The sequence below is a fragment of the Paraburkholderia kirstenboschensis genome (assembly GCF_904848585.1).
Lineage (GTDB): Bacteria > Pseudomonadota > Gammaproteobacteria > Burkholderiales > Burkholderiaceae > Paraburkholderia > Paraburkholderia kirstenboschensis.
This window is the reverse complement of the sequence record NZ_CAJHCR010000003.1, coordinates 19,323-43,595: the sequence shown is the minus strand read 5'-3', so window position 1 is coordinate 43,595 and position 24,273 is coordinate 19,323. Positions and strand designations below refer to the sequence as shown.

Sequence of the window (24,273 nt, the reverse complement as noted above, 5' to 3'; positions counted from 1 at the left end):
CAAACAAAGAACCGAAGAACCGGCCCGACTACGTCGACGCCTACGACAGGTGATGCACTTCCTGCAACCCGAACACAGGCGTTGGAATACCTTCCATGCGAGCCTTCAGTTGCAGAGATAGATACTGCGAGTAATGCCGCGACTGGTGCAGGTTTCCGCCATGAAACCACAGCGCCTGCTGCTGCGTGGGCTTCCACATGTTGCGCTGTTCGCCTTCCCACGGACCTGGATCTTTCGTCGTATTCGAGCCGAGTCCCCACACCTTGCCGACCTTGTCGGCCACTTCGCGCGAGATGAGATCGGCGGCCCAGCCGTTCATCGAACCATAGCCTGTCGCATACACGACGAGGTCCGCTTCGAGTTCGCTGCCGTCGCTCAGCAGCACCGAATGCTCTTTCAGTTCCACCACGTCCACGCCGCTTTTCAGCTTGATCTTGCCGTCGGCCACGAGTTCGGACGCGCCGACGTCGATGTAATAACCCGAGCCGCGACGCAGATACTTCATGAACAGACCCGAATCGTCGTCGCCGAAATCGAGCATGAAGCCGCTCTCTTCGAGCCGCGCATAGAACGCTGCATCGCGTTCGCGAATTGCGTTGAAGACTGGAATCTGGAACTGGTGAAGAATCGCATACGGAATGGAGGCAAAGGTCAGGTCCGCCTTGGCGGTCGTCATGCCCGCCGCCACCGCGCGCTCCGAATAAAGATCGCCGAGCGCGAACTCCATGAGCGAATCCGATTTGACTATGTGCGTAGACGAGCGCTGCACCATGGTCACGTCGACGCCGGCCTCCCACAGTGCCGCGCAAATGTCGTGAGCCGAATTGTTCGCGCCGATCACGACGACCTTCTTGCCGTGATACGCGTCCGGACCGGGATGCTGCGACGAATGATGCTGCTCGCCCTTGAACACATCCATGCCCTTGAAGCTCGGGAAATTCGGCTTGCCCGACATGCCGGTGGCGAGCACGAGTTGTTTCGGCCGCAATGTGATATCGCGGCCGTCCCGCTCGACTTCGACGATCCATTCGCCTTTTGCTTCGTCGTAGCGCGCGGATTTGCACACGGTCGAGCCCCAGTAGTTCAGCTCCATGACCTTTGTGTACATCTCGAGCCAGTCGCCGATTTTGTCCTTCGGCGTGAAAACCGGCCAGTTGTCGGGGAAGGGCAGATAAGGCATATGGTCGTACCAGACCGGATCGTGCAGACAGAGCGTCTTGTAGCGCTTGCGCCATGCGTCGCCGGGCCTCTCGTTCTTATCGACGATGATGGTCGGCACGCCAAGCTGCCGCAGCCGCGCTCCGAGTCCGATACCGCCTTGCCCGCCGCCGACGATCAGGCAATACGGTTCCTCCGACCTGCCAAGCGCGTCGAGCTCGGCCTCGCGCCGCTCCTTCCAGCTCGTGCGGTCGCGGCGTGCGCCATGCTCGGCGCCCATGGGCCGTCTGGGGCCTTTGGGCTCTTCATGGCCTTTCAGTTCCGCCATGGTCGTAAGCAGCGTCCAGATGCGGCCGTCCTTCAGCCGAATGAAACCGCTGCCGTGCGCAACACCGGTTTCGAAAGTGATCCAGGCTTGCGCGATGCCGTCGGCTTGCGTCGCCGCTTCGTTCTCAGCAAGCCGTAGCTTCGACGGCTTGATCGCGTCCACCTGCGCATTGAGCATCGCGGCGATCTGCTCGCGGCCTTCGAGCGTCTTGATGTTCCATGTGAACGCGACCAGATCGCGCCAATAACAATCGGGCTGAAACAGGTCGACGGCGGCCTGCGTGTCGCCACGTTTCAGCGCGGCTTCGAGGCTTTCGAGCACCTGGGATATCGCTTGACTTGCTGGGTTTTCAGACATGGTTGCTCCTCCATTTGAACCGGATAGTCGGACTTCAGTGGCAACGCGGGTTCTACGCCCGCTAGGGGAATCGGTGCAGCGCCGCTAGCACTTATGCGGCGGCAGGATGCGCAGCTTCGCAATGCGCCGGTACAAAGTCGCGCGGGACATGCCGAGCGCTTGCGCGGCCAGTTCGGTGCGCCACTTTGCGTCGTTCATTGCATCGACGATGCGGCGGCGTTCGAGCGCGTCGCTCTCGGCCAGGACCGGTGTAGCGTGCGGCGCGGCACTGTCAGCGCTACTGCTACTGCTGCTCTCACGCGGGGCGGCCGTCTTGCGTCGCGCGATGAGCGTGGAGGAGGGCTGGCGTACCCGTGCATAGAGCGGCGAGCCGGTGTCGTTCAGTCTGAGCGAGACGAGACCGCGGCCTGCCTTGGCGTCGAACAGACGCTCGGCGGGAACGTCGAAAATCTCCGACACGTGACGCGGCAACTGGTTGAGCGCCGGCATGCATTCGCGTGCGCGGCGGTTTGCGGCGATGACGTGGCCGCGGGCGTCGATGGCAATGAGGATCTCGGGCTGCGCTTCGACGTAATGCCGGTTGCGATGCGCGAGCAGCACCCAGCAATCCGCTGCCGCGTTGAGGAAGCAGGCGTCCTCGATCAGGAGCGCGCTTTGCCGCACGATGTGATTGACGAGCCGCTGGCTTTCGCGGTCGTCGGGGGAGCGCACGGCCGACGCATCGAGTACGCCGAGCAATTCGCCATGCAAACCGAAAATCGGCGATGCGCTGCATGTGAGGGTGGTGAAGGCCGCACGAAAATGATCGGTTCGATGTACGGTAATGGGCTCGGCGTCGAGCAGCACCGTCGCGACGCCGCAGGTTCCTTCCTCGCTTTCGGACCAGCATGAGCCGAGATAAAGCCCGGCGCGTTTGAAGTCGTGCCGGCGGTCTTTATCGACGCGGTAGTCGATCGTCACGCCTTGTGCGTCAGTCAGCATCACGCAGTAGTCGGCTTCGCGCACCATCTCGTGCAGCCGCGACAGGCACTGCCCGGACGCGCGCAGAAACGATTCCTCGCGGTGCTGCACGTCGCGTAATTCCGGCACGGTCAGAATGCGCGGACCGGCGGTCGCGCCCGGATCCAGGTGATATTGCTCGAGCGAGCGCTTATACGACGACGCAAGCCGCTTCCCGTCGACGCCCGCACGCGTCGTCCGTCCTTCTATGACGTTGCATATGCGGTCGATATGTCTCGTTGACGGAACGTAGGGCATGACGAGCCTCCGGGCGACTCAGCGCGAACTGGGTGCGGAGACATTCTGCGCCGCTACCCGGCGCGTGCCTCCGAAGCCTGAAACGTACGGTACGTTTGTAGCATGCGCGAATCGGCAGAGCACACTGCAGTGCACCATCGTCGCCGGTGAGATTTTTTTCTCAACGCGTAAACCTGCGCGGGACGCGGCGTGGGCGCTTGCCTGGAGCAATAAAAAACCGGCCCGCAGGCCGGTTTTTATCAAGGCGAAGAACTTAGAACGTTTCCCAGCTGTCCGCGCCTGCGGCCTGCAATTCGGGTTCTTTGGATTGCGTTGGCGCCGAAGGTGACGGCACGGCCGCTTTCGCAAACGCCGCGACCGGTTTCGACTTCGACGGCGCGGGTTTCTTCGAGGTCGAGATGGCACGCACCGGCTTCGTTCCAACTGCGCGCGCCGTGCTTTGCACCGCCTGACGTGCCGCGTCGACGCGGAAGATCGACACCGCCGCACGAAGGCTTTCCGCCTGGTCCGACATGGCCTGCGCGGCGGCGGTGGCTTGCTCGACGAGCGCAGCGTTTTGCTGAGTGACCTCGTCCATCTGCGTGACGGCCACGTTGACCTGCTCGATACCCTTGGTCTGCTCGGACGATGCCGACGCGATCTCGCCCATGATGTCGGTCACCTGTCTCACCGAGCGCACCACTTCGCCCATCGTTTGACCGGCGTTTTCGACGAGCAGCGAGCCGTTTGCCACATGAGACACCGACGCTTCTATCAGGTCTTTGATCTCCTTTGCCGCTGTCGCGCTGCGCTGCGCGAGCGTGCGGACTTCGCCGGCAACCACCGCAAAGCCGCGGCCGTCTTCGCCTGCGCGAGCGGCTTCGACTGCCGCATTGAGGGCAAGAATATTTGTCTGGAACGCGATTCCTTCGATCACCGAAATGATTTCGGTCACCTTCGTCGAACTCGACGAAATGTCATGCATGGTCGCCACGACCTGCTGAACCACTTCGCCACCCGAGGCCGCCGTCGCCGAAGCCGCCGACGCGAGCGTGCTGCCCTGGCGCGCGTTATCGGTATTGTTGCGCACGGTCGAGGTCAACTCTTCCATGCTGGCCGCGGTTTGCTGGAGCGATGCGGCCTGTTCCTCGGTGCGTTGCGAGAGATCCTGATTGCCTTGCGCGATCTCGCCGGCAGCCACGGAAATAGACTCCGCCGACGTTTTGATGCCGGACACAATCGACGTGAGCTTCTCGCGCATCGCCTCCAGAGAAGCCATCAGGCTCGTCTGATCGCCGGGCGCCACTCGCACGCTGACCGTGAGGTTGCCTTCGGCAATCTGCGCCGCCATTTCCTGCGCGGCGCTCGGCTCGCCACCCAACTGGCGCAGAATGCTGCGCGAAATCAGCGCGGCGGTGGCGATGCCCAGCAGGACGGCGATACCCGCAATGACGGCGACCATCGTGCGGACTTTCGCGTAAGTGGCGACAGCGCGCTGTTGAGCTTCCTTATTCTGTTGGTCTTCTAGAGCCGCCAGCTCGACTGCGTGCGCGAGCCACACTCGCTGCGGCGGACGTGCGTTTTGCAACAGCTCCTGCGTCGCGCCGGCAGTGTCGTGCGCCAGTGCGAGGTCTATCGCCTTGCGCTGCGGCACGATCGCTGCGGCTTCGTCCTGCTTGATCTGATCAAGCAGCGAACGCTCCTTTGGAGCCGTGCTGGGCTCTTCGGCGAACATGCGTGTGAGTTGCTGGAATGCGTCCGCGTAAAGCTGGTCCTGCTTTTTCATGCGCTCCGCCTCTTGCGCAACATCGTGCGGGTCGCTGATCAACGCGAGGTTTCGAAGCGCGATGGCGCGATCCTGAATCGACGAGCGCAACTCGTTCGCAAGACGGGTTTCCTCGTTATTCACGCGAGCGATGCCGTCCAGACTCGTGTCCAGTTCCGAGAGACCATATAGAGCGATGCCGGCGAGCACTAGCATTAATGCCGTCAAGAGCCCAAAACCGGCTTGCAAGCGCGTCGATACCTTGATGTTTTTCATTTCCAATTCCGCATTCCGAAGGGGCGTATGTCTGGTTTACGTCTGCCTGCCGGAATACTGAAGGGTGTTTGTAATCGAAGATGTCATGTCGCGGACATAGTCGTCTGCGTCTATTGCACCGGATCTGACGCGGCGGGCGGGCGCGGGGGCATGGAGGCCCCAAACGCGGTCGGCAAATGTGCCGGGATCTGCTGCGACGATGCGCCGCAGCCGGCATCGTCGTTGCATGATTGTCGGGGCATTCAAGGCTGAACCGGTTCCCATGTCGGATCGGGATCAAACGCTTTCAGCGCCGCCGCTTTTCGCGCCGAATCCGGTCCCAGGTTCTTCTGATAAACCTGGCCGTCCTGATTAACGATGAAGCTCATCACGCCAGTTTTGCCATACTCGCTCGGCCACGCAATGAGACCGCAGCCCTTCGTCATCGCGCCGTTCTCGACGTAGTCGAGCGGGCCGCTTTTCGCGTGCGGTCCTTGCGCGGTCAGAATGCGGAAGTGGTAACCGTGGTAGCCGTCCTTGCTGAGCGAGCCGGTCTTCGGCATGGCGGCAGCCAACGGACCGAGCGGACTCTCGGCTTCGCCCGCAGTGGTGGGCCAATAGAGACCGTCATGCTGCCCCGGCGTGCTGAGCAACCGCTGCGCATAGTAGCCGGTCGACGCGCGATAGTCGCGCTGCGCGTCGAGATAGGCGAGAGAGGTCATGATCGCTGCGCGTTCGTTGCGGCCGATTCTGCGCGTAAGAATTTCGTCGCTGCCGGCCGGCGGATCGAAGCGCCAGCCGTTGGCCGCCTGCACGAGCGGAATCGGCAATGTCCAGCCGCTCGTGCCCACAGACAGGTGCTTGCTCGGGCGGCCGTGAAGCGGCGCTGCGTCGTCGACGATCCGATGGCCCGCAGCCCACGCGCCGAGAAATTCGTAGATGTCCTCCTCGCCGACGTCCTTCGTCGGAATGAAACGGTTGTAGTTCTTGCCAAGCACGTGCTGCATGGCCGCGTGATCGTTGGTGGCGATCGCGTCGACGAGCGCGTCGGCCGCGGCTTCCGGTGTCGGATAGACGGCCTGGGCTTGCGCCGGTGCGGCGCAGAACAATAGTGTTGACATTGCGATCGCAGCGCAGGCAAGACGACGCGACGAGCGCCGTGCGGCGACGTTCGCGAGAACAACGCGGATCGAGTGAATGCGGTTCATGAGCGGCTCCTGGGTATCGTTCAACGTTGCCGGCCGAGGTGGCGCTGCCCGCCGCCGCCCGCACCGAAGCCGCCCGTGCGCGGTTGTCCGCCGCCACCGGCACCGAAGCCGCCGTGGGGCTGTCCGCCGCCCCCCGCACCGAAACCGCCGTCGTGAGGTTGCCCACCGCCGCCAACGCCCAAGCTACCGCCGCGCTGCTGCCCGCCGCCAGCACCGAGGCCGTTGCGAGTGCCGGCTTGCGCTTGCCGGCTCTCTTGCCCGCGGCGAATGTCCTGCTGTGCAGCCGCGCCGTTGCCGGCGCCGCGCAGCGCATTGTCGCGATTCACATTCTGTGCGCTCGCCCGGATATTGCCGGCGTTGGCGCCGCCGTGCTGGATGCCCTGCAAACGCTCACTCGCGCTCCCGCCCATGTTCTGGCCAGTGCGGTTCTGCAAGGTCTGTTGCGCCTGCGCGCGAGATGCCGACATGTCGCGCCCGCGGTAAGCGTCGCGCTGCGCGCCACTCATATTCGCGGACGCGTTCCGGTTGAACGTGGTATCGCGATTCCATCGGGTCGTGTTGCTGTTCACGTCGAGGCGCCGGTTCACATTCACATTGTTGTATCGGTTGACGTTGATATTGACGCTGTGATTGTTCCAGTTGACGTCGCTCCACAGCGCGCTCGTGATCGCAATGCCCGCGCCGAACGCAAGGCCCGCGGCAAGTCCGCTCGCGACCGCGTAGCCCGGAGGAGGTGGTACATACACGGGCGGATACGCGGGATAGGGCCACGCACCGTAGACCACAGTCGGGTTATACGTCGGCACGTACACGACTTGCGGATTGGCTGGCACGATCTGGATAGTGCTCTGCTCGACGATAACCTTCTGCTGTTCCGAGGTCTTCAGATTGCCCGCCTGTTGCGCCTGCTTGCGCAGCCGTTGCACGGAGTCCATCACGTCGTCCGGTTGCGCGAGAAACGCATTGCCGAGTTGCGCGACCCAGTCGGGTTTCGAGGCCATCGTGGCAAGCACCTGAGGGAATGCCACGAGTGATTGCACGCTCGGATCCCACGGCTCTGCGGCGACCGCTTTGACCGCGTCGTCGCCCTTGGTGTTCGGGTTTGCTTTCGACCAGGCCGCGGCGCCCGAAACGTCTTGCGGAAAAGTGGAGGCCATCAGCACCTGGGCGAGCAGTGCGTCGGGATAGAGCGCGATCGGCGCGGTCAGCGAATCGAGTTGCTGGTTCGACACCTTCGCCGCGGTTTGCGCATGAGCCGCGGGAACCGCGACCTGGAGCATGACCGGCGAGCCGGCCAGCATGGCGAGCGCGATCAGCGTTGCTCTCCGGTTTGCGCTTGAGCATTTCACGATGGACTCTCCGTATTTCGAAGCTGCATCAACTCGTTACGGCGAAAGTGCGAGCAGGGCTGCGGACCGTGTGCTCGCAGATGTCCTGAACGACTTGTTCACGGCACAGCGCATATCGGACTCCGAACGACCGCGCTTTTGCAGGCGATATACGCGCGACGGCATTTCATGCATGCGTGCTGGGAATCCCGCAGTGCGCCGATGGAGAGATTATTAACCCGCTTTTATATGGAAGTGCAATGATCGAGGCAAATAAATTCAGGTTGAAGTTGGCGAAATGATGACCTAAGAGAATGCTTTTTCTATCGCTTTAAAGACATGAAACCGATGGTCGTGAAAATCCTGGCATGTCTAATTGTCTCCTTGCGTTTCGTGATGAGCTTTTCTATCTTCCATGCATGAAGCAGCCGCCGCCGGCATGCGCCGAGGCTGATAAATGGATGAGGCGATGCGGTACAGCGCTTGGTCAACGCGTCGTTCGAATGGCGTGGGTCACTCTGCCATGGAGGCAAGCAGCGATACCGGCACGCCATGACAGCTCACCGTCGCGACAACCCCGGCGCCGAGGCCCTCGACGAACTTCACGCCAGTGTCGAGCGGCGACACCTGTTTGTCGACGCGCAGAATGTTGAGCGGCCACGATGAATGCGACAGCCGTTCATGTGCAATGGCGCCGACCCACAGCGGCACCGCAGCCGCGCCGTCGCCGACCGCATAACCGCTCGGCCAGAAGCGCAGCACGTCGCGCTCATCGCGAGTGTCGCCCGGACGCATGAAAACGAGCGACGACGGCACTCCGTTGTTCAGCTTCGGCAGTACGGGCAGAGCGGTGGCGGGCACATCCGGCGAGGCCAGCGAGAGCAGGCTATGGACGGACACGTAGGTGCCTTCGAGCCATCCCTCGCCGCGCAGTTGCCGGCGGATCGCATCGCTGTCCGATACCCATTGCAGCGTGAGCGGCTCCTTGCGGTCGCCGCCCATATCCGAGCGATAGCACGGCAGGTGCTTCCACACGGAAAGCGTCCACTGTTGCTGCGTCACGCGCGCGAGCGGCAGGGGCGCTGGCGTGCCGGGCGGCGCCATCATGCCGAGACCCGACTGCAGGCCAATGCTCGCGAGCAGCACCACGAGGACGACTGCCGGCATCCAGCGGCGCGTCGGCGGCGGCTGCGGATGACGCAACATCGCAGTGAGCGAGACAATCGCCACCCACACGTAGGAGAGCGCGGCGCCGCCAATCGCATCCGACATCCAGTAGCGGCCGAAGTACACGCCCGCAAGGGCGACCACGATCACGACAAGCGTGCTCGCGGTGACCACCAGCAATCCTTCGAGCATACCGACCCGTCGCGCGAGCAGGAACGCCAGAAACCCATAGACAATGACCGTGGCCGCTACGTGGTTGCTCGGAAACGCGTAGGTATTCGTCATGAGACCGTTGGGTGCGGCGCGCTGCATCGCGAACTGCAAGGCGAAGATCAGCATCTGCGAAAAGACGACGGCCGCAAGCCAGTAGCCGACGGTGCGCCAGCGACGCTCCAACAGCATCCACAGCGTGACGGCGACGATCAGCGCGGCGAGCGTCGCGCTGGTGCCGAGCGTCGCGAGACCGGCGAGCACCGCGTCGCCCCACGGCGTGCGCACCGATTGCATGAAGCGATACACGGACTCGTCGACATGCGTGAGCGGATCGCCGGCGATCACCTCGTGAAGCACCCCGAAGAACAGTGCGGCGCACACCAGCACGACCAGCGACGCGAGCAGGACGCTGGTGGCATCCGGCGCTTGCGGGTCGAGCATTTTTCGCGCGACGCGGCCAAGCGGTCCGGGGTGACGGCAAGCCCAGCTGCCAAGATGCCGGCCGGCTGCGTTCGACCATGCGTTGGCGTGCGAGAGCAGGAAAGCCGCGGCGCGATAGCTGAGCCAGACGCTGCCCACGAGCAGCGCGAGGATCACCACGAGCCGGAACGAGACGGCCCCGGCGAGCAGCACCGAAGCGCCGAACACGACGCCCGGCAGGATGTGCGCCGGTGCCCACAGCAGCGCCGAGAGCACGTTCATCGCGTAGAAGCGCACGGGCGACATGCCGAGCATTCCGGCGACGACCGGCACGATCGCGCGCAACGGTCCGACGAAGCGCGCGAGCACCACGCTCTTCGCGCCGTGCTTGCCGAAGAAGCGGTAACCCGCTTCGAGTACTTCGGGATGTCGGGAGAACGGCCAGAGTTTGACGATCCGGTTCTTGTAGCGGCTGCCGAGCCAGAAGCTGAGGCCGTCGCCGGCGATTGCACCGGCGATTGCCCAGGCGAGGACCCAGCTAAGGCTCAGCGAGCCGGTACCGGTCAGTGCGCCCGCTAGAAACATCGCGGTGCTGCCGGGAACGAATGTACCGATGACCGCGACCGACTCGAGAAAGGCCGCGAAAAATACAACCGTGAGCATCCATTCCGGATGGCCGGCAAGCAGATGCAAGAGGTGGAGGTAGGCTTGCTCCATTGTGCGCAATCAGCCGTTATGGCGTAACGATCGATCATAACGCGCACGGAGCGTTTCTATTCCCCAACCTGTCCTTTTCCCGGGCGCCGGTCGCGCGAGCACCTTGGTAACCACTCCCGCTAGAACCTGTGACGACCGTGAACGAAGCGGGCAACGGCTCGTCATACTGGTTGATGGGCGCGTTACCTAACGGAGTGCAGCAATGAAAATCGCAACTGGCGGTGTGGGGCGGACGGTGCTGATCGCGGCATGCTTCGCCGGCTTTAGTGGAATGGCTTGCGCGCAGTCGGGCAGCACGCGCGCGGGCGATGGCGGCTTGAGCGCTACGCCGCCCACCGGAAACGTCAATGGCGGTGGAACAGCGGGTGCCGGAACAGTGGGCTCGACTCTTGCCCCGACGCCTGGTCTTGCGACGCCGGGCGGTGCTGCTGGAACCGGCGGAGCCGGCGTGATGGGTTCCGGCGCTGGCCGCGTGCCAAACAATATGCGGGCGAACGGCACGAGCCTGAACCAGAACCCTGATCCCAGAGTACCGAACCTGAGCGGCCGGCCCACGGCGCCGCGATAGATCGAGCCGCGAGGGGCGGATCAACTGGCGCGGGCGGCTTAGAATGGACGTCCCTCCAACCGGTTCATTCGATTACAGGAAGCGCGCATGGCATACGGTGAGCACAAATACGAAGTCTCCGTGCAGTGGACGGGCAACCTCGGCACCGGCACCTCCGGATATCGCGACTACAGCCGCGATCATGTGATCGCCGCGGGAAGCAAGCCCGACATTCCAGGCTCGTCCGACGCCGCGTTTCTCGGCGACGCAAAGCGCTGGAATCCGGAGGACTTGCTGGTCGCATCGGCTTCGGCGTGTCACAAGCTGTGGTATTTGCACCTCTGCGCGGACGCGGGCATTGCCGTGGTGGAGTACCGCGATCACGCGGAAGGAACCATGCTCGACAGTCCGCAGCAAGGGCGCTTCTCGCAGATCGTTTTGCGCCCGCGCGTCGTCATTCAGCCGGGCGGCGACGTGGAACTCGCGCGGCGCCTGCATCACGTCGCCCACGAGAAGTGCTACATCGCGAACTCGGTGAACTTTCCGATTTTATGCGAGCCCGTGATCGAGACGAACACGGGCTGAGCGGTCCGTCGCCGAGCACCGCTGGTTGCAAGCAACCGGCAGGTAGCGGAGGTTTTCCGGCTATTCAGCGGCCATTTCCCGGCTACTGAACAGCTATCGCCCGGCTCCATTCCGGCCTTTCACCAGCTATGCACAGGCTATTGCGCAGCTATGCACAGGCCATTCGCGAGCTATTACCCGGCTATTCCCCGGCTATTGCACGGGCATTCCCAGCGCATCAGCGATTGCCGTCGAGGAGATCGCCCAGTAGTTCGTCAAACGCGGCCTGCGCGTCTTCCAGTTCCTGCAACGCGGCGTCGAAAGTTTGCAGCGCGAATTGCGAGGGATTTCCGGTGCCGGCTGGCGGAAATTGCGATTGCAACGATGCAAACGCTGTCTTCACGCGTTGCGTCGCGGTTAATACGCGCTCCATTGCAGCGCTTTCTTCGGCGCGGGCTTTGTCGTGATCGAGGTTGCCGGGGTTGTCCATTCGGTACTCCGTGTTCGTGGGTGCGGCGCGCGCCGCGTGAAATGGCGTGACTATGCCACGTTCGGGCTCACGATAGCGGCAAGCCGCCGTCGGCCTTTACTTCGCGCAACGACAATGCCGATTCGACCGACGTCACGCCCGGCAGACTGCGCATCTGGTCGCGCATGAAGCTGCCGTAGTCGTCCAGATCGCGCGCCACCACTTGCAGGATATAGTCCGCGCTGCCCGACACGTTGTGACACGCTATCACCCGCGGTATTGCCTGCACCTCGCGCTCGAAGCGGTTGGCCAGATCCTTGTCGTGCACGGCGAAGCGCACGAGAATGAATGCGACCACGCCGAAGCCGAGCGCCGAACGCGCGAGCACTGCGCGGTACTGGCCGATGTAGCCGTCGTTCTCCAGGCGCTTGAGGCGCCGCGCGCACGGTGTTTCACTCAGGCCGACCAGTTCGGCCAGCTTCGCGTTCGACATGCGGCCGTCTTTCTGCAGCGCGGCGAGGATCGCGCGATCGGTCTTATCGAGGTCGGTTGACATGGGTTTGCGGACGCTTTTCTGGTTTTGGTGGGAAGCTGGCGAAAACAACGTGATGTTAGCGTATTCCTCCAAACTTTCAGCCCGAACCCCGGAAATTCGCCAGCAAAACCTCCGTCGGCAATAGCAAGATAGAGCCTCGAATCGAAGAGGCTCCAATGATTTCCGCACACTTGCTTGCTGTCTATATTGCCGCGCTGCTGGTCGTCTATGCCGTACCCGGGCCCGACATGGCGCTGATCCTGCAAACCAGTATTGGGCGCGGTGTGAAGAGCGGCTTCGCGGCGGCCTGCGGGCTCGGTTTGGCGCGTGCGACCCACGTGACGCTCTCCGCTTGCGGCGCCGCCGCGCTGTTGCGCAACGCGCCGTGGCTGTACGACGTCGTGCGTTATGGCGGCGCGGTTTATCTCGCGTGGATCGGCATTCAGATTTTCCGCTCGCCCATGTTCGCGTTGCCGGAAGGCGGTGCGCCGCATGACAAGGCTAACGGCTCGCCGGACGCAACGGCGACAGCGGGCATGCGCCAGTTGAGGGCCGCGTTCGTCAAGGGTTTGCTGACCAACCTGCTGAATCCGAAAGCGCTGCTGTTCTGTTCGGTGTTGTTGCCGCAATTCGTGCGTCCCGAGGCGGGGCCGGTTGCGTTGCAGATGGTCGAGCTGGGTTCAGTGCTGCTCGCGGTCGGCCTTTGCTTCGACCTCACTTATGCGGTCGGCGCCGCGCGGATCGCGGGATGGATGCGCGCGCACCCGCTTGCTCAAACGTTGCAGCGCTGGACTTTCTCCGCGGCGCTGATCGGATTCGCGCTGAGGCTTTCTCTCGATTGACGCCGATTCGCCGGGCGCTACCGGTTCAGCTTGCGTTCGCGGCGCGAACGGTCGTCGATAATTTTTCTGCGGTGCTTGTCTTTCATCTTCTTCCAGGTCTTGCATTCGTCGCGGGTGCGTAAGCAGCCAATGCAAAAGCCGGTTTCACTGTCGAATTTGCAGATGTCGATGCAGGGCGATGCTGTGCTCATGGCCGGTAAACAGGTCGTGAAGGGCAGAGGAGGTGAGGCGACTTTCGCACGCCGCATGCCTGTGCGCCAAGTGATTGTGTTAATAAAGCCGATAGAGCGCCGATACAGGGCTCATTCCAGGCCCGTACAGCGCCCATCAACGGCCGTGCGCGGCCGGCGGTAAAACTAACACCAACGAACACCAGCGCCATGCCTCGCCTTCGATGAAAACCTTGCTGCTCTATACGATTACCGCCGTCGCCGAGATTCTCGGCTGCTATCTGCCGTGGCGATGGCTGAAAGAGGGCGGCTCGGTCTGGCTGCTCGTGCCGGGGGCGCTCAGCCTCGCGCTTTTCGCCTGGCTGCTCACGCTGCACGGCACCGCCGCGGGCCGCGTGTATGCGGCGTACGGCGGCGTGTATGTGGCGGTGGCGATCGCGTGGTTATGGTGCGTCGACAAGGTGCGGCCGACGTTGTGGGACGCAGCCGGCGTCGCGGTGACGCTCGCCGGCATGGCGATCATCGCATTCCAGCCGCGCGTGTGAAGCGCGTGGACCGGGCGCGCCTGGGTGCCGATGCACTCCGGCGCGGTTCGGATGCGACCACAATGTCCCGCGCGGCCAGCGGATCCGCTTATTCCGACCGCTTACTTCAACCCGCCCAGATAGTCGAGCTTGCCGAGTTCCACGCCGTTGTGGCGCAGGATGTCGTACGCCGTCGTCACGTGAAAAAAGAAGTTCGGCAGCACGAAACCCAGCAGATACGACTGGCCAGTGAACTCGACCGGTCCGCTGCGCATTTTCAGGGTGATTGCGCGCTCTTCCGATCCGTCGATCTGCTGCGGGCTAAATTCCTTCAGATAGTCGATCGTTTTTTGAAGGCGAGCATGCAGTTCGTCGAAAGTCTGTTCGACGTCGTCGTATTTGGGCGCTTCGACATTGGCGAGGCGCGCGGCACAGCCCTTCGCGGTGTCGCTTGCGATATACACCTGGCGCACGAGCGGCAACATGTCAGGCGCGAGGCGAGCGTTGGTGAACACCGACGGTTCGATCTGCTTTTCGGTGGCGTGTGCCTGAGCCTTGCCGAGAATGGCTTGCAGATTGGTGAGGCCGCGAATCAGCACGGGCAGTGATGCTTGATACATCGAAATTGACATGGGGTTCCTCTGATTCTTCGATTGCCCGCGCGGACGGCGCGTGAGGCAATGTAACGGCGGGATCGCCGCTGCAGCATCATAGCGGAGCGACGGGAACCGCGCATGACGCGGCGCTGCGTTAGCCATTCGGCCGACTGCCGCATGCGCCGGAACTGTGTTCGAGTGCATTGGTCCGAAGGTTTGCGAAGTCCTGCAAGCAGCACCTTGAAACAGCAACGTGCCGCCTGTCGTCGGGCAAAGAGCGCACACGGCGTCCCCGCGCGTGTCCCTTTTGCATCCGGCGCCGTCACGCCAACAGGAGAGTCGAGACATGGCCACCAAGCACCCGCTGCCCGGAAGCGAGCGAACGGTAGAACAAGGTTCGAAACTCATCGGAGATTGCGATCCGTCGGAAAAGATCGAGGTTTTCGTGATGCTGCGCCGTCAGCGGCAGGCGCAGTTCGACGCGCTCATGAGCCGCATAGAAGCAGGCGACCCGAACGTGGAACCGCTGTCGCGTGACACGTTGGCAAAAGACTATGGCGCGTCCCCGGACGACATCGCCAAAGTCAAGGCATTCGCGGCCGCGCACGGCCTGACCGTGGTGCGCGCCGATCCGGCCGCGCGATCCGTGCTGCTTTCCGGGACTGTCGAGCAATTCCAGAACGCGTTCGAAGTGAAGCTCGAAAAGTATCAGCACCATTCGGCCGGGGAATTTCGCGGCCGTACCGGCGCGGTCAACGTGCCCGACGACCTGCACGACGTCGTCGAGGCGGTGCTCGGGCTCGACAACCGCCCGCAGGCGCGGCCGCACTTTCGCATCCGCCCGCCGTTCCGGTCGGCCCGGACGCATCAGGCTTCGTTCACGCCGCTGGAACTGGCGTCTCTCTACAAGTTTCCCGAAGGCGACGGCGGCGGCCAGTGCGTCGGCATCATCGAGCTGGGCGGCGGGTATGACCCCGCGGACCTCTCGTCGTACTTTGCAAGCCTCGGCGTGCCGTCGCCCACAGTGAAGTCGGTCAGCGTCGACCAGGCGCGCAATGAGCCGACGGGCGACCCTAACGGTCCCGACGGCGAAGTCACCCTCGACATCGAGATCGTCGGCGCAATCGTGCCCGGCGCGACCATTGCGGTGTACTTCGCGCCGAACAGCGACGCCGGTTTCATCGACGCCGTAAGCCGTGCGGTGCACGATACCGTCAACAAGCCGTCGGTGATTTCGATCAGCTGGGGCGGCCCCGAGTCGATCTGGACCAGCCAGTCGCTGAAGGCGTTCAACAGCGTGCTGCAAACCGCGGCCGCACTCGGCGTGACCGTCTGCGCCGCGTCGGGCGATAGCGGATCGAGCGACGGCGCAGGCGCGGGAGATCATGTCGACTTCCCGGCGGCGAGTCCGTATGTACTCGCGTGCGGCGGCACGAGTCTGAGCGCATCGGGTACGTCCATCACGCATGAGGTGGTCTGGAATGACGGCCCGCAAGGCGGCGCGGGCGGCGGCGGCGTGAGTGGCGCCTTTTCGTTGCCGGCCTGGCAAGAGGGCTTGTCGGTTGCGCTGTCGAAAGGCAGCAAGAAGCCGCTCGCGAAGCGCGGAGTGCCCGATGTCGCGGGCGACGCCTCGCCGCTTACCGGCTACACCGTGCTCGTCGCGGGCACACAAACGGTGGTCGGCGGCACGAGCGCGGTCGCGCCGCTGTGGGCCGCGCTGATTGCCCGCATCAACGCGGCGAAAGGCAAGCCGGCGGGCTTCGTGAACCCGAAGCTTTATAAGGCGGCGGGCGTATGCAACGACATCACGCAGGGCAACAACGGCAGCTTCGCGGCGTCGGCGGGCTGGGACGCCTGCACGGGGCTCGGCAGCCCCAATGGTCAGAAAGTGGCCGGCGCACTATAGTCAGCAGGAACCCGCAGCACCGGCACAAGACGTGAACGTACCCAGGGAGTCGTCATGACAAGCACAGAGTCAACGTCCGTTAGTCCGCAATCGCCGCACAATTCGCAAACCTCGGGCACGCCGCCCGCGGCCGGTGGCAAGCACAAGGCGGGCGATCAGCCCTTCTTTGATCCGGTCGCATATGGCAACGGGCCTGACGACTCGGTCACGGCCACTGACGAGAGTGCGGCGATCACGCATCACTCGGTCACGATCGACGGCAAGAAGATCAATTACACGGCGACGGTAGGCCATCTCGTGATCGTGGACCCGAGCAGTTCGGAACCCGCCGCGCGGATGTTCTACGTCGCGTTCACGCAGGACAACCAGAAAGAGGAAACCCGGCCGCTCACCTTCTTCTATAACGGCGGACCGGGCTCGTCCGCGGTGTTCGTGCTGCTCGGCTCGTTCGGACCGCGCCGCATCAAGACGTCGATGCCGGACTTCACGCCGCCCGCGCCCTACACGATTGAAGACAACCCCGACAGCCTGCTCGACAGAAGCGACCTGATCTTCATCAATCCGGTCGGCACCGGATATTCGGCGGCTATCGCGCCGAAGAAGAACCGCGATTTTTGGGGCGTCGATCAGGACGCGGATTCGATCGCGCAATTCATCAAGCGCTTCCTGACGAAGAACAACCGCTGGAATTCGCCAAAGTACCTGTTCGGCGAGTCGTACGGCACGGCGCGCAGTTGCGTCGTCGCATACCGGCTGCACGAAGGCGGTGTCGATCTGAACGGCATTACGCTGCAATCGTCGATTCTCGATTACACGCAGGCGGGCAATCCCGTCGGCGCGCTGCCCACGGCCGCCGCGGACGCTTGGTATCACAAGAAGCTCGGCATCGCGCCGCGGCCGACCGATCTCGGCGCGTTCGCCGAGGAAGTCGCGCAGTTCGCTCGCACCGACTACCTGGCGGCGCTGCGCAAATTCCCAACCACCGATTCGGCGACGGTCGAGAAGCTCGCCGAATACACCGGCATCGACAAGACGACCTTGCTTGCGTGGAGTCTCGATGTCGCGTCGTACGACAGTCGCGGCAATTCGCTGTTTCTGACCACGCTGCTCAAGCCGCAAGGTCTCGTGCTTGGCGCATACGACGGCCGGGTCACCGCGATCGGAACCGGCATAGCCGGCAAGGTCGACCCGAACTCGGGCGGCAACGATCCGACCATGACGGCGGTTTCGGGCGTCTATACGACGATGTGGAACGTCTATCTGAACGAGCAGTTGAAATACACGTCGAACTCGGCGTTCACGGACCTCAACGATCAGGCCTTCCAGTTCTGGGACTTCGGCCACATCGACCCGACCGGTGCGCAGAAGGGCGTGGACGACAAGGGCAACGTGATTCTTTACACGGCGGGCGATCTGGCGGCCGTCATGGCGCTGAATCCGGACCTGAAGGTGCTGTCGGCGAACGGCTTCTACGATTTCGTCACGCCGTTCTATCAGACGGTGCTCGACCTGCAGCAGATGCCGCTGCTTAGTCAGCAGGTTCGTCAGAACCTTTCGGCGCGCTTTTATCCGTCGGGTCACATGATTTATCTCGGCGGCGGCTCGCGCACCGCGTTGAAGGCGGATCTCGCGGCAATGTACGATTCGGCGGTGGCGAACACCGAGGCGCTCAGCCGTATTCGGGCGCTGCAGGCACGCGTGGCGCAATAGGCCGGGCGGTGCGTCCACGGCGGCTTTGCGTCGCCGTGGAAGTTTGTTGCGACGCATGTTCGCGCATCGGCCGGACAAGCATTTTTTTCGCATGCGTATCGAATGTGTTTTAATTACCTTGCGAATTGACTATTGCGTGCCTCCGCGGGCGCGCCGACGAATGAACGCAGAGATTGCAGACAGGCGTCGCAGCGGCTATTTCAGCGACCACACAGGTAGGATCTTCAGAGCACATCCGCTCGCGCTCGCGTCTCGACGTCCGCGCTCGTTGCGGTTGGCCATAGTGCTGGGCGCCACTGCGCTGCTCGCGTTGCGCGTCGGCGGCGTGTATGCGCAGGAGGCGGGCATGCTCGACAAACGCGTTACGCAGCAATCGATCGGCCAAACGATATGCCGCCCGGGCTATGCGAGCGTGGTTGCGCCGCCGTTCGATGAACTGATGGCGCACAAGGACCGGATGCTCGCCGAGCGCGGCATCGACGCCGACGACAGCGCCGATTTCGCGCTGGACAGGCGCGTACCCGTGGTGCTCGGCGGTTCGCCGGACGCGCCTTCGAACCTCGGTCTGCTGCCGTGGGCGGGCCGCCAGGGCGAGCGCCGCAAGGCGCGCGCGGCGGTCATGCTCAAGCGCTGCGTCTGCGAGGGCAAGATCAGTCTCGCGGAAGCGCAAGCGGCGATCGTCGGCGACTGGTCGGTCGTCTATTCGGGCTTCAGCCAGACCTCGTGCGATGTCAGCCGGTTGGACGTCGCCACCAGCGCCGAAAGCGGCCGGGCAGCCGGACATGGCTCGCAGCCTTGAGGCCGCGTTCCCTGGAACCTGCCTGTCGCTGTCTAGATTCGTTCGCATGGACTCGGCCGCGCTCGTGTGCAGATTGAAGAGGGTCTTCTTTCAGCGTGCGCCGCTTGGAGTTCCTTGTCGGTTTGCCTTGTCTGGTGTGCCTCGTCCAGCGTGAGTCGCATACCGTTGAACTCGCCACCTGAACTCATTCCTGGAGAATCATCATGATCCATTCACGTTTTGCCGCAGCGACGCTCGCCGCACTGACCTTCGCGTGCGCCGCTGGCAGCGCGTCCGTATTCGCCGCCGAGCCGGTTCATTGCGGCAAAGCCGACGCGCTGCAAATTCGCGGCGATGTGCCTGCAGCCATCAGCTTCGACGTGTATCGCCAACTGCGTCCGCTGAATGCGCAACGCGTCGCGCTCTTTCAGTCTGCTGGCGAAGTGAAGCATTTACCCGATGGACTTACGGTGTGCGAAGTCGCGGACGACGGCGTCGACGATCCGTCCGCCGTCCTGGTGGAACTGCCGCAAGGCAAGAACGCTTGGTGGGTGAGCGCGGCTAACGTTCAACAGGCGGACTGATCCTCTCGCAGTAAGCGATGTTTTCGTTTCGCACCTCGGCGGGATGACTCTGGTGATGGACGCCGCAGTGCGCTTCTTGCGATCCGCGTCCGCATCCCACAGGCTCGTCGCGTAGTCCGGCGCGCACCCACGCAGTCGAGCATGCGCCCTGGCTACTCAGCGAATGTCCCGCTGTTCAGGTAGAGTGCACTGACGGCGCCTTTAACGCGGTTTCCCGCTACGACGCCGTGACGTATCGCATTGATGGCCGCAAAGTAGCTATCTGAAACGGGGCCAGCCCAATTACCGGAGATTCGAATGATTGCCTTCTACCTGTCATTGGCCGCGCTTGGCGCAGCGGGCGCCGCACTCATCCGTGAACTCGCCGCCGCGCAGGCCAGACAGCGTGCCGCATTGCGCCGCGTGCACGTACATTCCGCCGACCGCAGTACCCGCCGAGGGTAGGCCGCATGAACCTGATCGTGCGCAACATCGCGCCGTCGTGCAGCGAGCAGGAAGTGCGCGAATTCCTCACGCGCGAGCTGGGGCACTACGCCCGCAACGTCGAGGTCGTCGACGCTGGGACGCCCGGCGCGTATGCCACGGTCGAACTCGACGCGCAGGTGCCGTATGTTGGCGAGGTTATCGCGCGACAGATTCATGGCAAGCAGTTGGGCGGCATGGCGCTCGAGGCGAGCGCCGATCTTTTCACCGACGATTCGCCGCCACCGGCGCAGTGACTGCTGCGCCTTCTTCCGGGCTCACCCGAAAGTAAGGTGCGGGTAGGTTGCGGGCAAGACGCAGAAAGAGGCGTTTAAAGACTCAAACCGGCGGCGCGACCAACCCGATGTTCGCTGTGGTTGCTGTGCGCCTGCTGCTGTCTCACTCACCGCTTTCAGCCTCCGGCCAATCGAACGGCGTGTAGGGCAACGCGCGCTTGTGCCGCGTCACCTCGTAAAAACGCAAGATGATCTTGCGCGCCTCATCGCTCATAGGTTTCCCTTCCAGGAAGTCGTCGATGGTCTCGTATGGGACTCCGTAGGCGTCTTCATCGGGTCGTTGCGGGCGCAACGCTTCGAGGTCTGCGGTCGGCACCTTGTAAGCGAGCGCGTCGGAGGCGCCCAGCGCTTTCGCGACCGCACGCACCCGCCGCTTGTTGAGTCCGGCGAGCGGCAACACATCGGCGCCGCCGTCGCCGAACTTCGTAAAAAATCCCATTACCGACTCGGCCGCGTGGTCGGTGCCGATCACGACGCCCGTGCGCGTGCTGGCTACCGCGTACTGCGCGATCATCCTTTGCCGCGCCTTGATATTGCCGTGGACGAAATCTTCCTGCGCCTCGTCCGCGAACGGCAGGCCGCTTTGATGCAGCGACGCGAGCATTGCGTCGGCGGCGGGCTTTATGTCGACGGTCAGGGTCTCGTCCGCGCGAATGAAAGCCAGCGCCTGCTGCGCGTCGGCTTCATCTTTCTGCTCGCCGTGCGGCAAGCGTATTGCGACGAAACTCGCGTCGTAGTTCGCGGCACGCAGCCGCTCGACAGCCAGTTGCGCAAGGCGGCCGGCTGTAGTCGAATCAATGCCGCCGCTGATGCCCAGAACGTAGGCTTTCAGTCCGTTGCTACGCAGATAGTTCGCGAGAAAGGAGACGCGGCGCTCGATCTCCGCGTTGGCGTCGAACTCGGCGGTAACGTGCATTTCGGCTGCGATGTCCGCTTGAACAGCGGCCGGATCGGTCTGCTTCATGATCTTCTGCTCCTCGCGCATGGGCGCAATGTCAAAGAAACAACTTCAGCGCGACAGTGGCGAGCACGCAGCGGACCCGGCGAACCTCCATCGACAGATCGCCATGCGCTGAGTAACATCCTCGTTCCGAGCGCCGCAGCAACCTGCGAGCAACCAATAATAATCAGATCAGTGCGAACCCGCGATGAACCATCTCAAGCGGCCTCGCCCGCCTGTATTCGACCGCCCGACTTTTGCACGAGTCGCCGGGCGGCGCAAAGCCGGCTGTATGCCGTATGCATTTTCTTTGTCGCGCGCCACGCGTGAGTTGTATTGCGTGATGCGTGCGCCCGGTCGGGTGCTCCGCACCTTTGCCAGGCTTACCCGGCTTACCCGGCTTATCAGGCTCGCATGCGGCGTCGTGCTCGCCGCATCGGCTTGTGCGGCCTTCGCTGCAAAGCCGCCCGCGGCAACGAGCGAACCGGCGTTTTCCGTCGATGCAGCGTCCCTCGCGGCGCCCGATGCGGCCGGCGTGGTGGACCCACGCCGGGCGTTTGCGTTGCGTGATGTGTTCGCTCGCCACGTCACACGCCGGCTCAATGTACCGGCCTCCGAGCAGCGCGCCTACGCCTCCCGTCTGCAAGCGGCGCTGCGCGAGCACACGCTGGGCGAACTGTCGGGAGAATACGTCGTGGTGGTCGACCGCAATGCGAACGTGCAGGCGCTCCTGATCTATTTTCGCGCAGCGCCCGCCGACGCCTGGCAGATGATCGGCGCGTCGCCCGTCTCCACCGGGCGGCCGGGCGAGTTCGACCACTTCGTCACGCCGCTCGGAGTGTTCGAACACACGCCGTCCAACATGGATTTCCGCTCTGAAGGCACGGAGAACGAGAACCATATTCGCGGCTACGGCAAGCGTGACATGCGCATTTTCGATCTGGGCTGGGCGCAGGCGGAGCGCGGCTGGGGCAAGGGCGGTATTTCGCAGATGCGATTCCAGATGCACGCCACCGACCCCGACCGGCTGGAGCCGCTGCTAGGGGTGCGCCACTCGAAGGGGTGTGTGCGGATCCCTGCATCACTGAATACTTTTCTCGATCATTACGGGATTCTCGACGCGGAATATGCGGCGCTCGTCGACTCGGGCAAATCGCTGTGGGTGTTGAAGAGCGATCGGCAGGTCATGCCGTGGGCGGGGCGTTATATCGTCGTGGTGGATTCCGCGCGCAAGTACCGTCCCGCGTGGGCGCCGGCGCCCGACGCAAGAACGCGCGCCAGGGTGCCGGCGGCGGCAGACACGGCGGATTGATGCGCGGCCTTGCGCGGCGCATCAGCGCAGCCAACGCTGAGCTAACGCCGAGCCAACGCCGAGCCAACGCCAAGCCAAGCCAAGCCAAGCCAAGCCAAGCCAACGCCAACGCCAACGCCAACGCCAACGCCAACGCCAAACCACCAGTGCGTCAGCGCTGCCAACGGCCCAGCCATCAACGCATCAGCAACATCGTGCCTGCGCCAAGAATGCCGCCGCACAAAGCGCACGCCCACAACAGCGCACGCGTACGCCGATATTCGCGGCCGATGTCGGCCAGCAGCTGAGCGTTGTGCCGCGGCGAGCGGGCGCGGTCGTGTTCCTGCTGCAGATAACGTACGGCCAGTTGCGGCACGCGTGGCAGCATGTGTGCGAGATGCGGCAGCTCGCGTGAAATGCGCTGGAACCAGCCGCGATGATCGACGTCGCGCCGCGCGATGTCCGCGAGCACGCGCCGCGCGATGTTCCATGTATCGGCGCCCGGATGCAGCGCGCGCGCCAGCATCTCCGCCTGATGGAACGAGCGTTGCGCGGTGGCGAGCTGGCCGGAAACAGCACCATCGAACGGAACCACCGCGTGCAGCAGTTGGTGGAAGAGCGACCCGGCCGAGCGGTCATCCACAGCCGCCGCAAAATGCGCTTCGGCTCGGGTGCGCAATTCGGCTTCGAGCATTTCGGGGCGGGTGTCGTGCGGCACGTGTCCGGCATCGCGGTGCAGTTCGGCGAGCCGCCCGTAGTCCTGCTCGAACAGCGCGGTCGCGCCATGAACGAAGAACTCGCGCTCGTCCGTCGACAGGCTCGACATGATCGAAAACTCGGCCAGCACGAGTCGTCCCAAAGAATCGGGCTCGATGCTTACGCGAACCCGTCGCGCGTCGAGCGTCGCGTGAAAAAAGCCGTGTTCGAATGCCTGCTCGGTCACCACTTCCACAATATGCGCGGCGAGCGGCGCGAGCTTGATCCGATGCGCGTGCAGACCGGTCAGGTCGGTTGCCGGCAGCGTGTCGATGCGCTGCATAGTCAGCGTGTGACTGGTGCACAGGTCCCAGATCACGTTGGGTACGACGAGGCGCGTGTCGCCGTCGAAATGATGGCCGGTCTGGCTCAGGTTGGCGGCTTCGGCGCGCAGATCGAAGCGGCGCACGATCTCGTCCGCGAAGGTTTGGGCCAGCGCCCGCAGCCGCAGGCGGCGCGCGGTGCCCGACAGTTTCTCCAGCCAGCGCGCGACCCAGCGCAACAGCGCAAGCTCGTCGCCGATCTGTTGCAACTGGCCGGCCCGCAGCAATTTGATCGCCACTTCGCGATGACCGTTGACCGGCGTGAGCAACCGCGCGAAATGCGTCTGTTCGGCGAAACCGCTACGCACCGGTATCAGGTCGACGGCGCTGAAGAGGGTAGCGAGCGGCCGGCCGAACGCTCGCGTCAAGGCTTCCTCGGATTCACGCGGCGGCAGCGGCGTTTCCATATGATCGATCGCGTCGATCGCGTCGTGCAATGTCGAGGCTGCAAGTTCGGGACGCTCGACCAGCGTCTTCGCGAACTGGCCGGCAAGGGGGCCGAGCGCGGGCAGCAGGCTGTGAACGCTGCGCGCGCTGTGCGTCGACGAATGCACGCGGCCGACGAGCTCGATCATCCAGTGCAGCTTGCGATTGGACGGCGCGGCAAGCCAGATCAGACGCGCGCCGTAACGCAGTGCGTGGTAGAGCAGGAGTAAGCGGCGAAACAGTGGGGGCATCGGCGGTTCGATTGGCGGCAATGCGGCGCGCAAAACCTGGGCGCCACGTGGCCAGGACAATCAGATTATCAGGAATGCGCGCCCACGGCGCATCTGCGAACCGGCAGCCCGGTTCTGCCAGCGAGTCAACGTGCTGCACGTGTCAGTCGTG

The 24,273-nt window shown here is 63.6% G+C and carries 23 protein-coding genes; 11 read left to right on the top strand and 12 right to left on the bottom strand.

Going from position 1 to position 24,273, the window contains the following annotated elements; genetic code table 11:
• Nucleotides 1-40: 40 nt before the first annotated feature.
• The 6 genes from JMY24_RS10025 to JMY24_RS10000 form a co-directional block, all read right to left on the bottom strand.
• A complete protein-coding gene (locus JMY24_RS10025; RefSeq protein WP_128597527.1) occupies nucleotides 41-1,843 on the bottom strand; it encodes an NAD(P)/FAD-dependent oxidoreductase in 1,803 nt (600 codons plus the stop codon).
• Nucleotides 1,844-1,927: 84 nt separating this feature from the next.
• Complete coding sequence (locus tag JMY24_RS10020; protein ID WP_128597526.1) at nucleotides 1,928-3,100, bottom strand: sigma-54-dependent Fis family transcriptional regulator; 1,173 nt, start codon at nucleotides 3,098-3,100, stop codon at nucleotides 1,928-1,930.
• 253 nt (nucleotides 3,101-3,353) lie between these two features.
• Nucleotides 3,354-5,120: a methyl-accepting chemotaxis protein gene (locus tag JMY24_RS10015; protein ID WP_128597525.1), complete on the bottom strand. Its 1,767-nt coding sequence runs from the start codon at nucleotides 5,118-5,120 to the stop codon at nucleotides 3,354-3,356.
• Nucleotides 5,121-5,362: 242 nt separating this feature from the next.
• Nucleotides 5,363-6,307, bottom strand: coding sequence for a DUF2950 domain-containing protein (locus JMY24_RS10010; RefSeq protein WP_128586786.1), 945 nt, complete (start codon nucleotides 6,305-6,307; stop codon nucleotides 5,363-5,365).
• Between the two features lie 20 nt (nucleotides 6,308-6,327).
• Nucleotides 6,328-7,656 (bottom strand): DUF3300 domain-containing protein, encoded by a 1,329-nt coding sequence (locus JMY24_RS10005; RefSeq protein WP_201701973.1) that lies wholly within the window; start codon nucleotides 7,654-7,656, stop codon nucleotides 6,328-6,330.
• Between the two features lie 492 nt (nucleotides 7,657-8,148).
• Nucleotides 8,149-10,152, bottom strand: coding sequence for a bifunctional DedA family/phosphatase PAP2 family protein (locus tag JMY24_RS10000; RefSeq protein WP_201701971.1), 2,004 nt, complete (start codon nucleotides 10,150-10,152; stop codon nucleotides 8,149-8,151).
• 202 nt (nucleotides 10,153-10,354) lie between these two features.
• Between JMY24_RS10000 and JMY24_RS09995 the strand changes: the two genes are divergently transcribed.
• Both JMY24_RS09995 and JMY24_RS09990 read left to right on the top strand, forming a co-directional pair.
• Nucleotides 10,355-10,720: a hypothetical protein gene (locus JMY24_RS09995; RefSeq protein WP_128596597.1), complete on the top strand. Its 366-nt coding sequence runs from the start codon at nucleotides 10,355-10,357 to the stop codon at nucleotides 10,718-10,720.
• An 87-nt stretch (nucleotides 10,721-10,807) separates the two neighbouring features.
• A complete protein-coding gene (locus tag JMY24_RS09990; RefSeq protein WP_128596598.1) occupies nucleotides 10,808-11,284 on the top strand; it encodes an OsmC family protein in 477 nt (158 codons plus the stop codon).
• 217 nt (nucleotides 11,285-11,501) lie between these two features.
• On the opposite strand, the gene JMY24_RS09985 is transcribed toward JMY24_RS09990, so the two are convergent.
• Together JMY24_RS09985 and JMY24_RS09980 are read right to left on the bottom strand one after the other, a co-directional pair.
• Nucleotides 11,502-11,753, bottom strand: a complete 252-nt coding sequence (locus tag JMY24_RS09985) for a hypothetical protein (protein WP_128596599.1) — start codon at nucleotides 11,751-11,753, stop codon at nucleotides 11,502-11,504.
• A gap of 67 nt (nucleotides 11,754-11,820) precedes the next feature.
• Nucleotides 11,821-12,288, bottom strand: coding sequence for an Lrp/AsnC family transcriptional regulator (locus JMY24_RS09980; protein ID WP_020068516.1), 468 nt, complete (start codon nucleotides 12,286-12,288; stop codon nucleotides 11,821-11,823).
• Nucleotides 12,289-12,443: 155 nt separating this feature from the next.
• Between JMY24_RS09980 and JMY24_RS09975 the strand changes: the two genes are divergently transcribed.
• Complete coding sequence (locus JMY24_RS09975) at nucleotides 12,444-13,109, top strand: LysE family translocator (protein WP_128587531.1); 666 nt, start codon at nucleotides 12,444-12,446, stop codon at nucleotides 13,107-13,109.
• Nucleotides 13,110-13,126: 17 nt separating this feature from the next.
• Here JMY24_RS09975 and JMY24_RS09970 read toward each other — a convergent pair whose 3' ends face one another.
• Nucleotides 13,127-13,300, bottom strand: coding sequence for a DUF1289 domain-containing protein (locus tag JMY24_RS09970; protein ID WP_020068518.1), 174 nt, complete (start codon nucleotides 13,298-13,300; stop codon nucleotides 13,127-13,129).
• A 203-nt stretch (nucleotides 13,301-13,503) separates the two neighbouring features.
• Between JMY24_RS09970 and JMY24_RS09965 the strand changes: the two genes are divergently transcribed.
• Nucleotides 13,504-13,824, top strand: coding sequence for a YnfA family protein (locus tag JMY24_RS09965; protein WP_128596600.1), 321 nt, complete (start codon nucleotides 13,504-13,506; stop codon nucleotides 13,822-13,824).
• Between the two features lie 101 nt (nucleotides 13,825-13,925).
• Here JMY24_RS09965 and JMY24_RS09960 read toward each other — a convergent pair whose 3' ends face one another.
• Nucleotides 13,926-14,435 (bottom strand): DUF1993 domain-containing protein, encoded by a 510-nt coding sequence (locus tag JMY24_RS09960; protein ID WP_201701969.1) that lies wholly within the window; start codon nucleotides 14,433-14,435, stop codon nucleotides 13,926-13,928.
• A 310-nt stretch (nucleotides 14,436-14,745) separates the two neighbouring features.
• Here JMY24_RS09960 and JMY24_RS09955 point away from each other — a divergent pair, with 310 nt between their 5' ends.
• The 6 genes from JMY24_RS09955 to JMY24_RS09930 all read left to right on the top strand — a co-directional run bounded on the left by JMY24_RS09955 (nucleotide 14,746) and on the right by JMY24_RS09930 (nucleotide 20,096).
• Nucleotides 14,746-16,305: a S53 family peptidase gene (locus tag JMY24_RS09955; RefSeq protein ID WP_201701967.1), complete on the top strand. Its 1,560-nt coding sequence runs from the start codon at nucleotides 14,746-14,748 to the stop codon at nucleotides 16,303-16,305.
• 54 nt (nucleotides 16,306-16,359) lie between these two features.
• A complete protein-coding gene (locus JMY24_RS09950; RefSeq protein ID WP_128596602.1) occupies nucleotides 16,360-18,015 on the top strand; it encodes a S10 family peptidase in 1,656 nt (551 codons plus the stop codon).
• Between the two features lie 160 nt (nucleotides 18,016-18,175).
• Nucleotides 18,176-18,814 carry a hypothetical protein gene (locus JMY24_RS09945; RefSeq protein WP_201701965.1) on the top strand — a complete coding sequence of 213 codons (639 nt, stop codon included), beginning with the start codon at nucleotides 18,176-18,178 and terminating at the stop codon, nucleotides 18,812-18,814.
• A gap of 203 nt (nucleotides 18,815-19,017) precedes the next feature.
• Nucleotides 19,018-19,377 (top strand): hypothetical protein, encoded by a 360-nt coding sequence (locus tag JMY24_RS09940; RefSeq protein ID WP_128596603.1) that lies wholly within the window; start codon nucleotides 19,018-19,020, stop codon nucleotides 19,375-19,377.
• Between the two features lie 297 nt (nucleotides 19,378-19,674).
• Complete coding sequence (locus JMY24_RS09935; protein WP_164853685.1) at nucleotides 19,675-19,821, top strand: hypothetical protein; 147 nt, start codon at nucleotides 19,675-19,677, stop codon at nucleotides 19,819-19,821.
• A 5-nt stretch (nucleotides 19,822-19,826) separates the two neighbouring features.
• Nucleotides 19,827-20,096: an RNA-binding protein gene (locus JMY24_RS09930; RefSeq protein ID WP_128587537.1), complete on the top strand. Its 270-nt coding sequence runs from the start codon at nucleotides 19,827-19,829 to the stop codon at nucleotides 20,094-20,096.
• A gap of 142 nt (nucleotides 20,097-20,238) precedes the next feature.
• Here the strand turns inward: JMY24_RS09930 and nadE are convergent, their stop codons facing one another.
• Nucleotides 20,239-21,099 carry an ammonia-dependent NAD(+) synthetase gene (gene nadE / locus JMY24_RS09925; RefSeq protein WP_128596604.1) on the bottom strand — a complete coding sequence of 287 codons (861 nt, stop codon included), beginning with the start codon at nucleotides 21,097-21,099 and terminating at the stop codon, nucleotides 20,239-20,241.
• A 268-nt stretch (nucleotides 21,100-21,367) separates the two neighbouring features.
• Between nadE and JMY24_RS09920 the strand changes: the two genes are divergently transcribed.
• On the top strand, nucleotides 21,368-22,387 hold the full coding sequence (locus JMY24_RS09920) for a L,D-transpeptidase (RefSeq protein ID WP_201702163.1): 1,020 nt from the start codon (nucleotides 21,368-21,370) through the stop codon (nucleotides 22,385-22,387).
• A gap of 175 nt (nucleotides 22,388-22,562) precedes the next feature.
• On the opposite strand, the gene JMY24_RS09915 is transcribed toward JMY24_RS09920, so the two are convergent.
• Nucleotides 22,563-24,122: an ABC1 kinase family protein gene (locus JMY24_RS09915; protein ID WP_128596606.1), complete on the bottom strand. Its 1,560-nt coding sequence runs from the start codon at nucleotides 24,120-24,122 to the stop codon at nucleotides 22,563-22,565.
• Nucleotides 24,123-24,273: the final 151 nt, after the last annotated feature.

What these genes read in the sequence shown, in the direction of transcription:
- JMY24_RS10025 (WP_128597527.1), bottom strand. Translation starts at nt 1,843, where the DNA reads ATGTCTGAAAACCCAGCAAGTCAAGCGATATCCCAGGTGCTCGAAAGC.
- JMY24_RS09950 (WP_128596602.1), top strand. Translation starts at nt 16,360, where the DNA reads ATGACAAGCACAGAGTCAACGTCCGTTAGTCCGCAATCGCCGCACAAT.
- JMY24_RS09960 (WP_201701969.1), bottom strand. Translation starts at nt 14,435, where the DNA reads ATGTCAATTTCGATGTATCAAGCATCACTGCCCGTGCTGATTCGCGGC.
- JMY24_RS09935 (WP_164853685.1), top strand. Translation starts at nt 19,675, where the DNA reads ATGATTGCCTTCTACCTGTCATTGGCCGCGCTTGGCGCAGCGGGCGCC.
- JMY24_RS09915 (WP_128596606.1), bottom strand. Translation starts at nt 24,122, where the DNA reads ATGCCCCCACTGTTTCGCCGCTTACTCCTGCTCTACCACGCACTGCGT.
- JMY24_RS09980 (WP_020068516.1), bottom strand. Translation starts at nt 12,288, where the DNA reads ATGTCAACCGACCTCGATAAGACCGATCGCGCGATCCTCGCCGCGCTG.
- JMY24_RS09920 (WP_201702163.1), top strand. Translation starts at nt 21,368, where the DNA reads ATGCCGTATGCATTTTCTTTGTCGCGCGCCACGCGTGAGTTGTATTGC.
- JMY24_RS09955 (WP_201701967.1), top strand. Translation starts at nt 14,746, where the DNA reads ATGGCCACCAAGCACCCGCTGCCCGGAAGCGAGCGAACGGTAGAACAA.
- JMY24_RS09945 (WP_201701965.1), top strand. Translation starts at nt 18,176, where the DNA reads ATGAACGCAGAGATTGCAGACAGGCGTCGCAGCGGCTATTTCAGCGAC.
- JMY24_RS09985 (WP_128596599.1), bottom strand. Translation starts at nt 11,753, where the DNA reads ATGGACAACCCCGGCAACCTCGATCACGACAAAGCCCGCGCCGAAGAA.
- JMY24_RS09965 (WP_128596600.1), top strand. Translation starts at nt 13,504, where the DNA reads ATGAAAACCTTGCTGCTCTATACGATTACCGCCGTCGCCGAGATTCTC.
- JMY24_RS09970 (WP_020068518.1), bottom strand. Translation starts at nt 13,300, where the DNA reads ATGAGCACAGCATCGCCCTGCATCGACATCTGCAAATTCGACAGTGAA.
- JMY24_RS10020 (WP_128597526.1), bottom strand. Translation starts at nt 3,100, where the DNA reads ATGCCCTACGTTCCGTCAACGAGACATATCGACCGCATATGCAACGTC.
- JMY24_RS09995 (WP_128596597.1), top strand. Translation starts at nt 10,355, where the DNA reads ATGAAAATCGCAACTGGCGGTGTGGGGCGGACGGTGCTGATCGCGGCA.
- nadE (WP_128596604.1), bottom strand. Translation starts at nt 21,099, where the DNA reads ATGAAGCAGACCGATCCGGCCGCTGTTCAAGCGGACATCGCAGCCGAA.
- JMY24_RS09930 (WP_128587537.1), top strand. Translation starts at nt 19,827, where the DNA reads ATGAACCTGATCGTGCGCAACATCGCGCCGTCGTGCAGCGAGCAGGAA.
- JMY24_RS10015 (WP_128597525.1), bottom strand. Translation starts at nt 5,120, where the DNA reads ATGAAAAACATCAAGGTATCGACGCGCTTGCAAGCCGGTTTTGGGCTC.
- JMY24_RS09975 (WP_128587531.1), top strand. Translation starts at nt 12,444, where the DNA reads ATGATTTCCGCACACTTGCTTGCTGTCTATATTGCCGCGCTGCTGGTC.
- JMY24_RS09940 (WP_128596603.1), top strand. Translation starts at nt 19,018, where the DNA reads ATGATCCATTCACGTTTTGCCGCAGCGACGCTCGCCGCACTGACCTTC.
- JMY24_RS09990 (WP_128596598.1), top strand. Translation starts at nt 10,808, where the DNA reads ATGGCATACGGTGAGCACAAATACGAAGTCTCCGTGCAGTGGACGGGC.
- JMY24_RS10000 (WP_201701971.1), bottom strand. Translation starts at nt 10,152, where the DNA reads ATGGAGCAAGCCTACCTCCACCTCTTGCATCTGCTTGCCGGCCATCCG.
- JMY24_RS10010 (WP_128586786.1), bottom strand. Translation starts at nt 6,307, where the DNA reads ATGAACCGCATTCACTCGATCCGCGTTGTTCTCGCGAACGTCGCCGCA.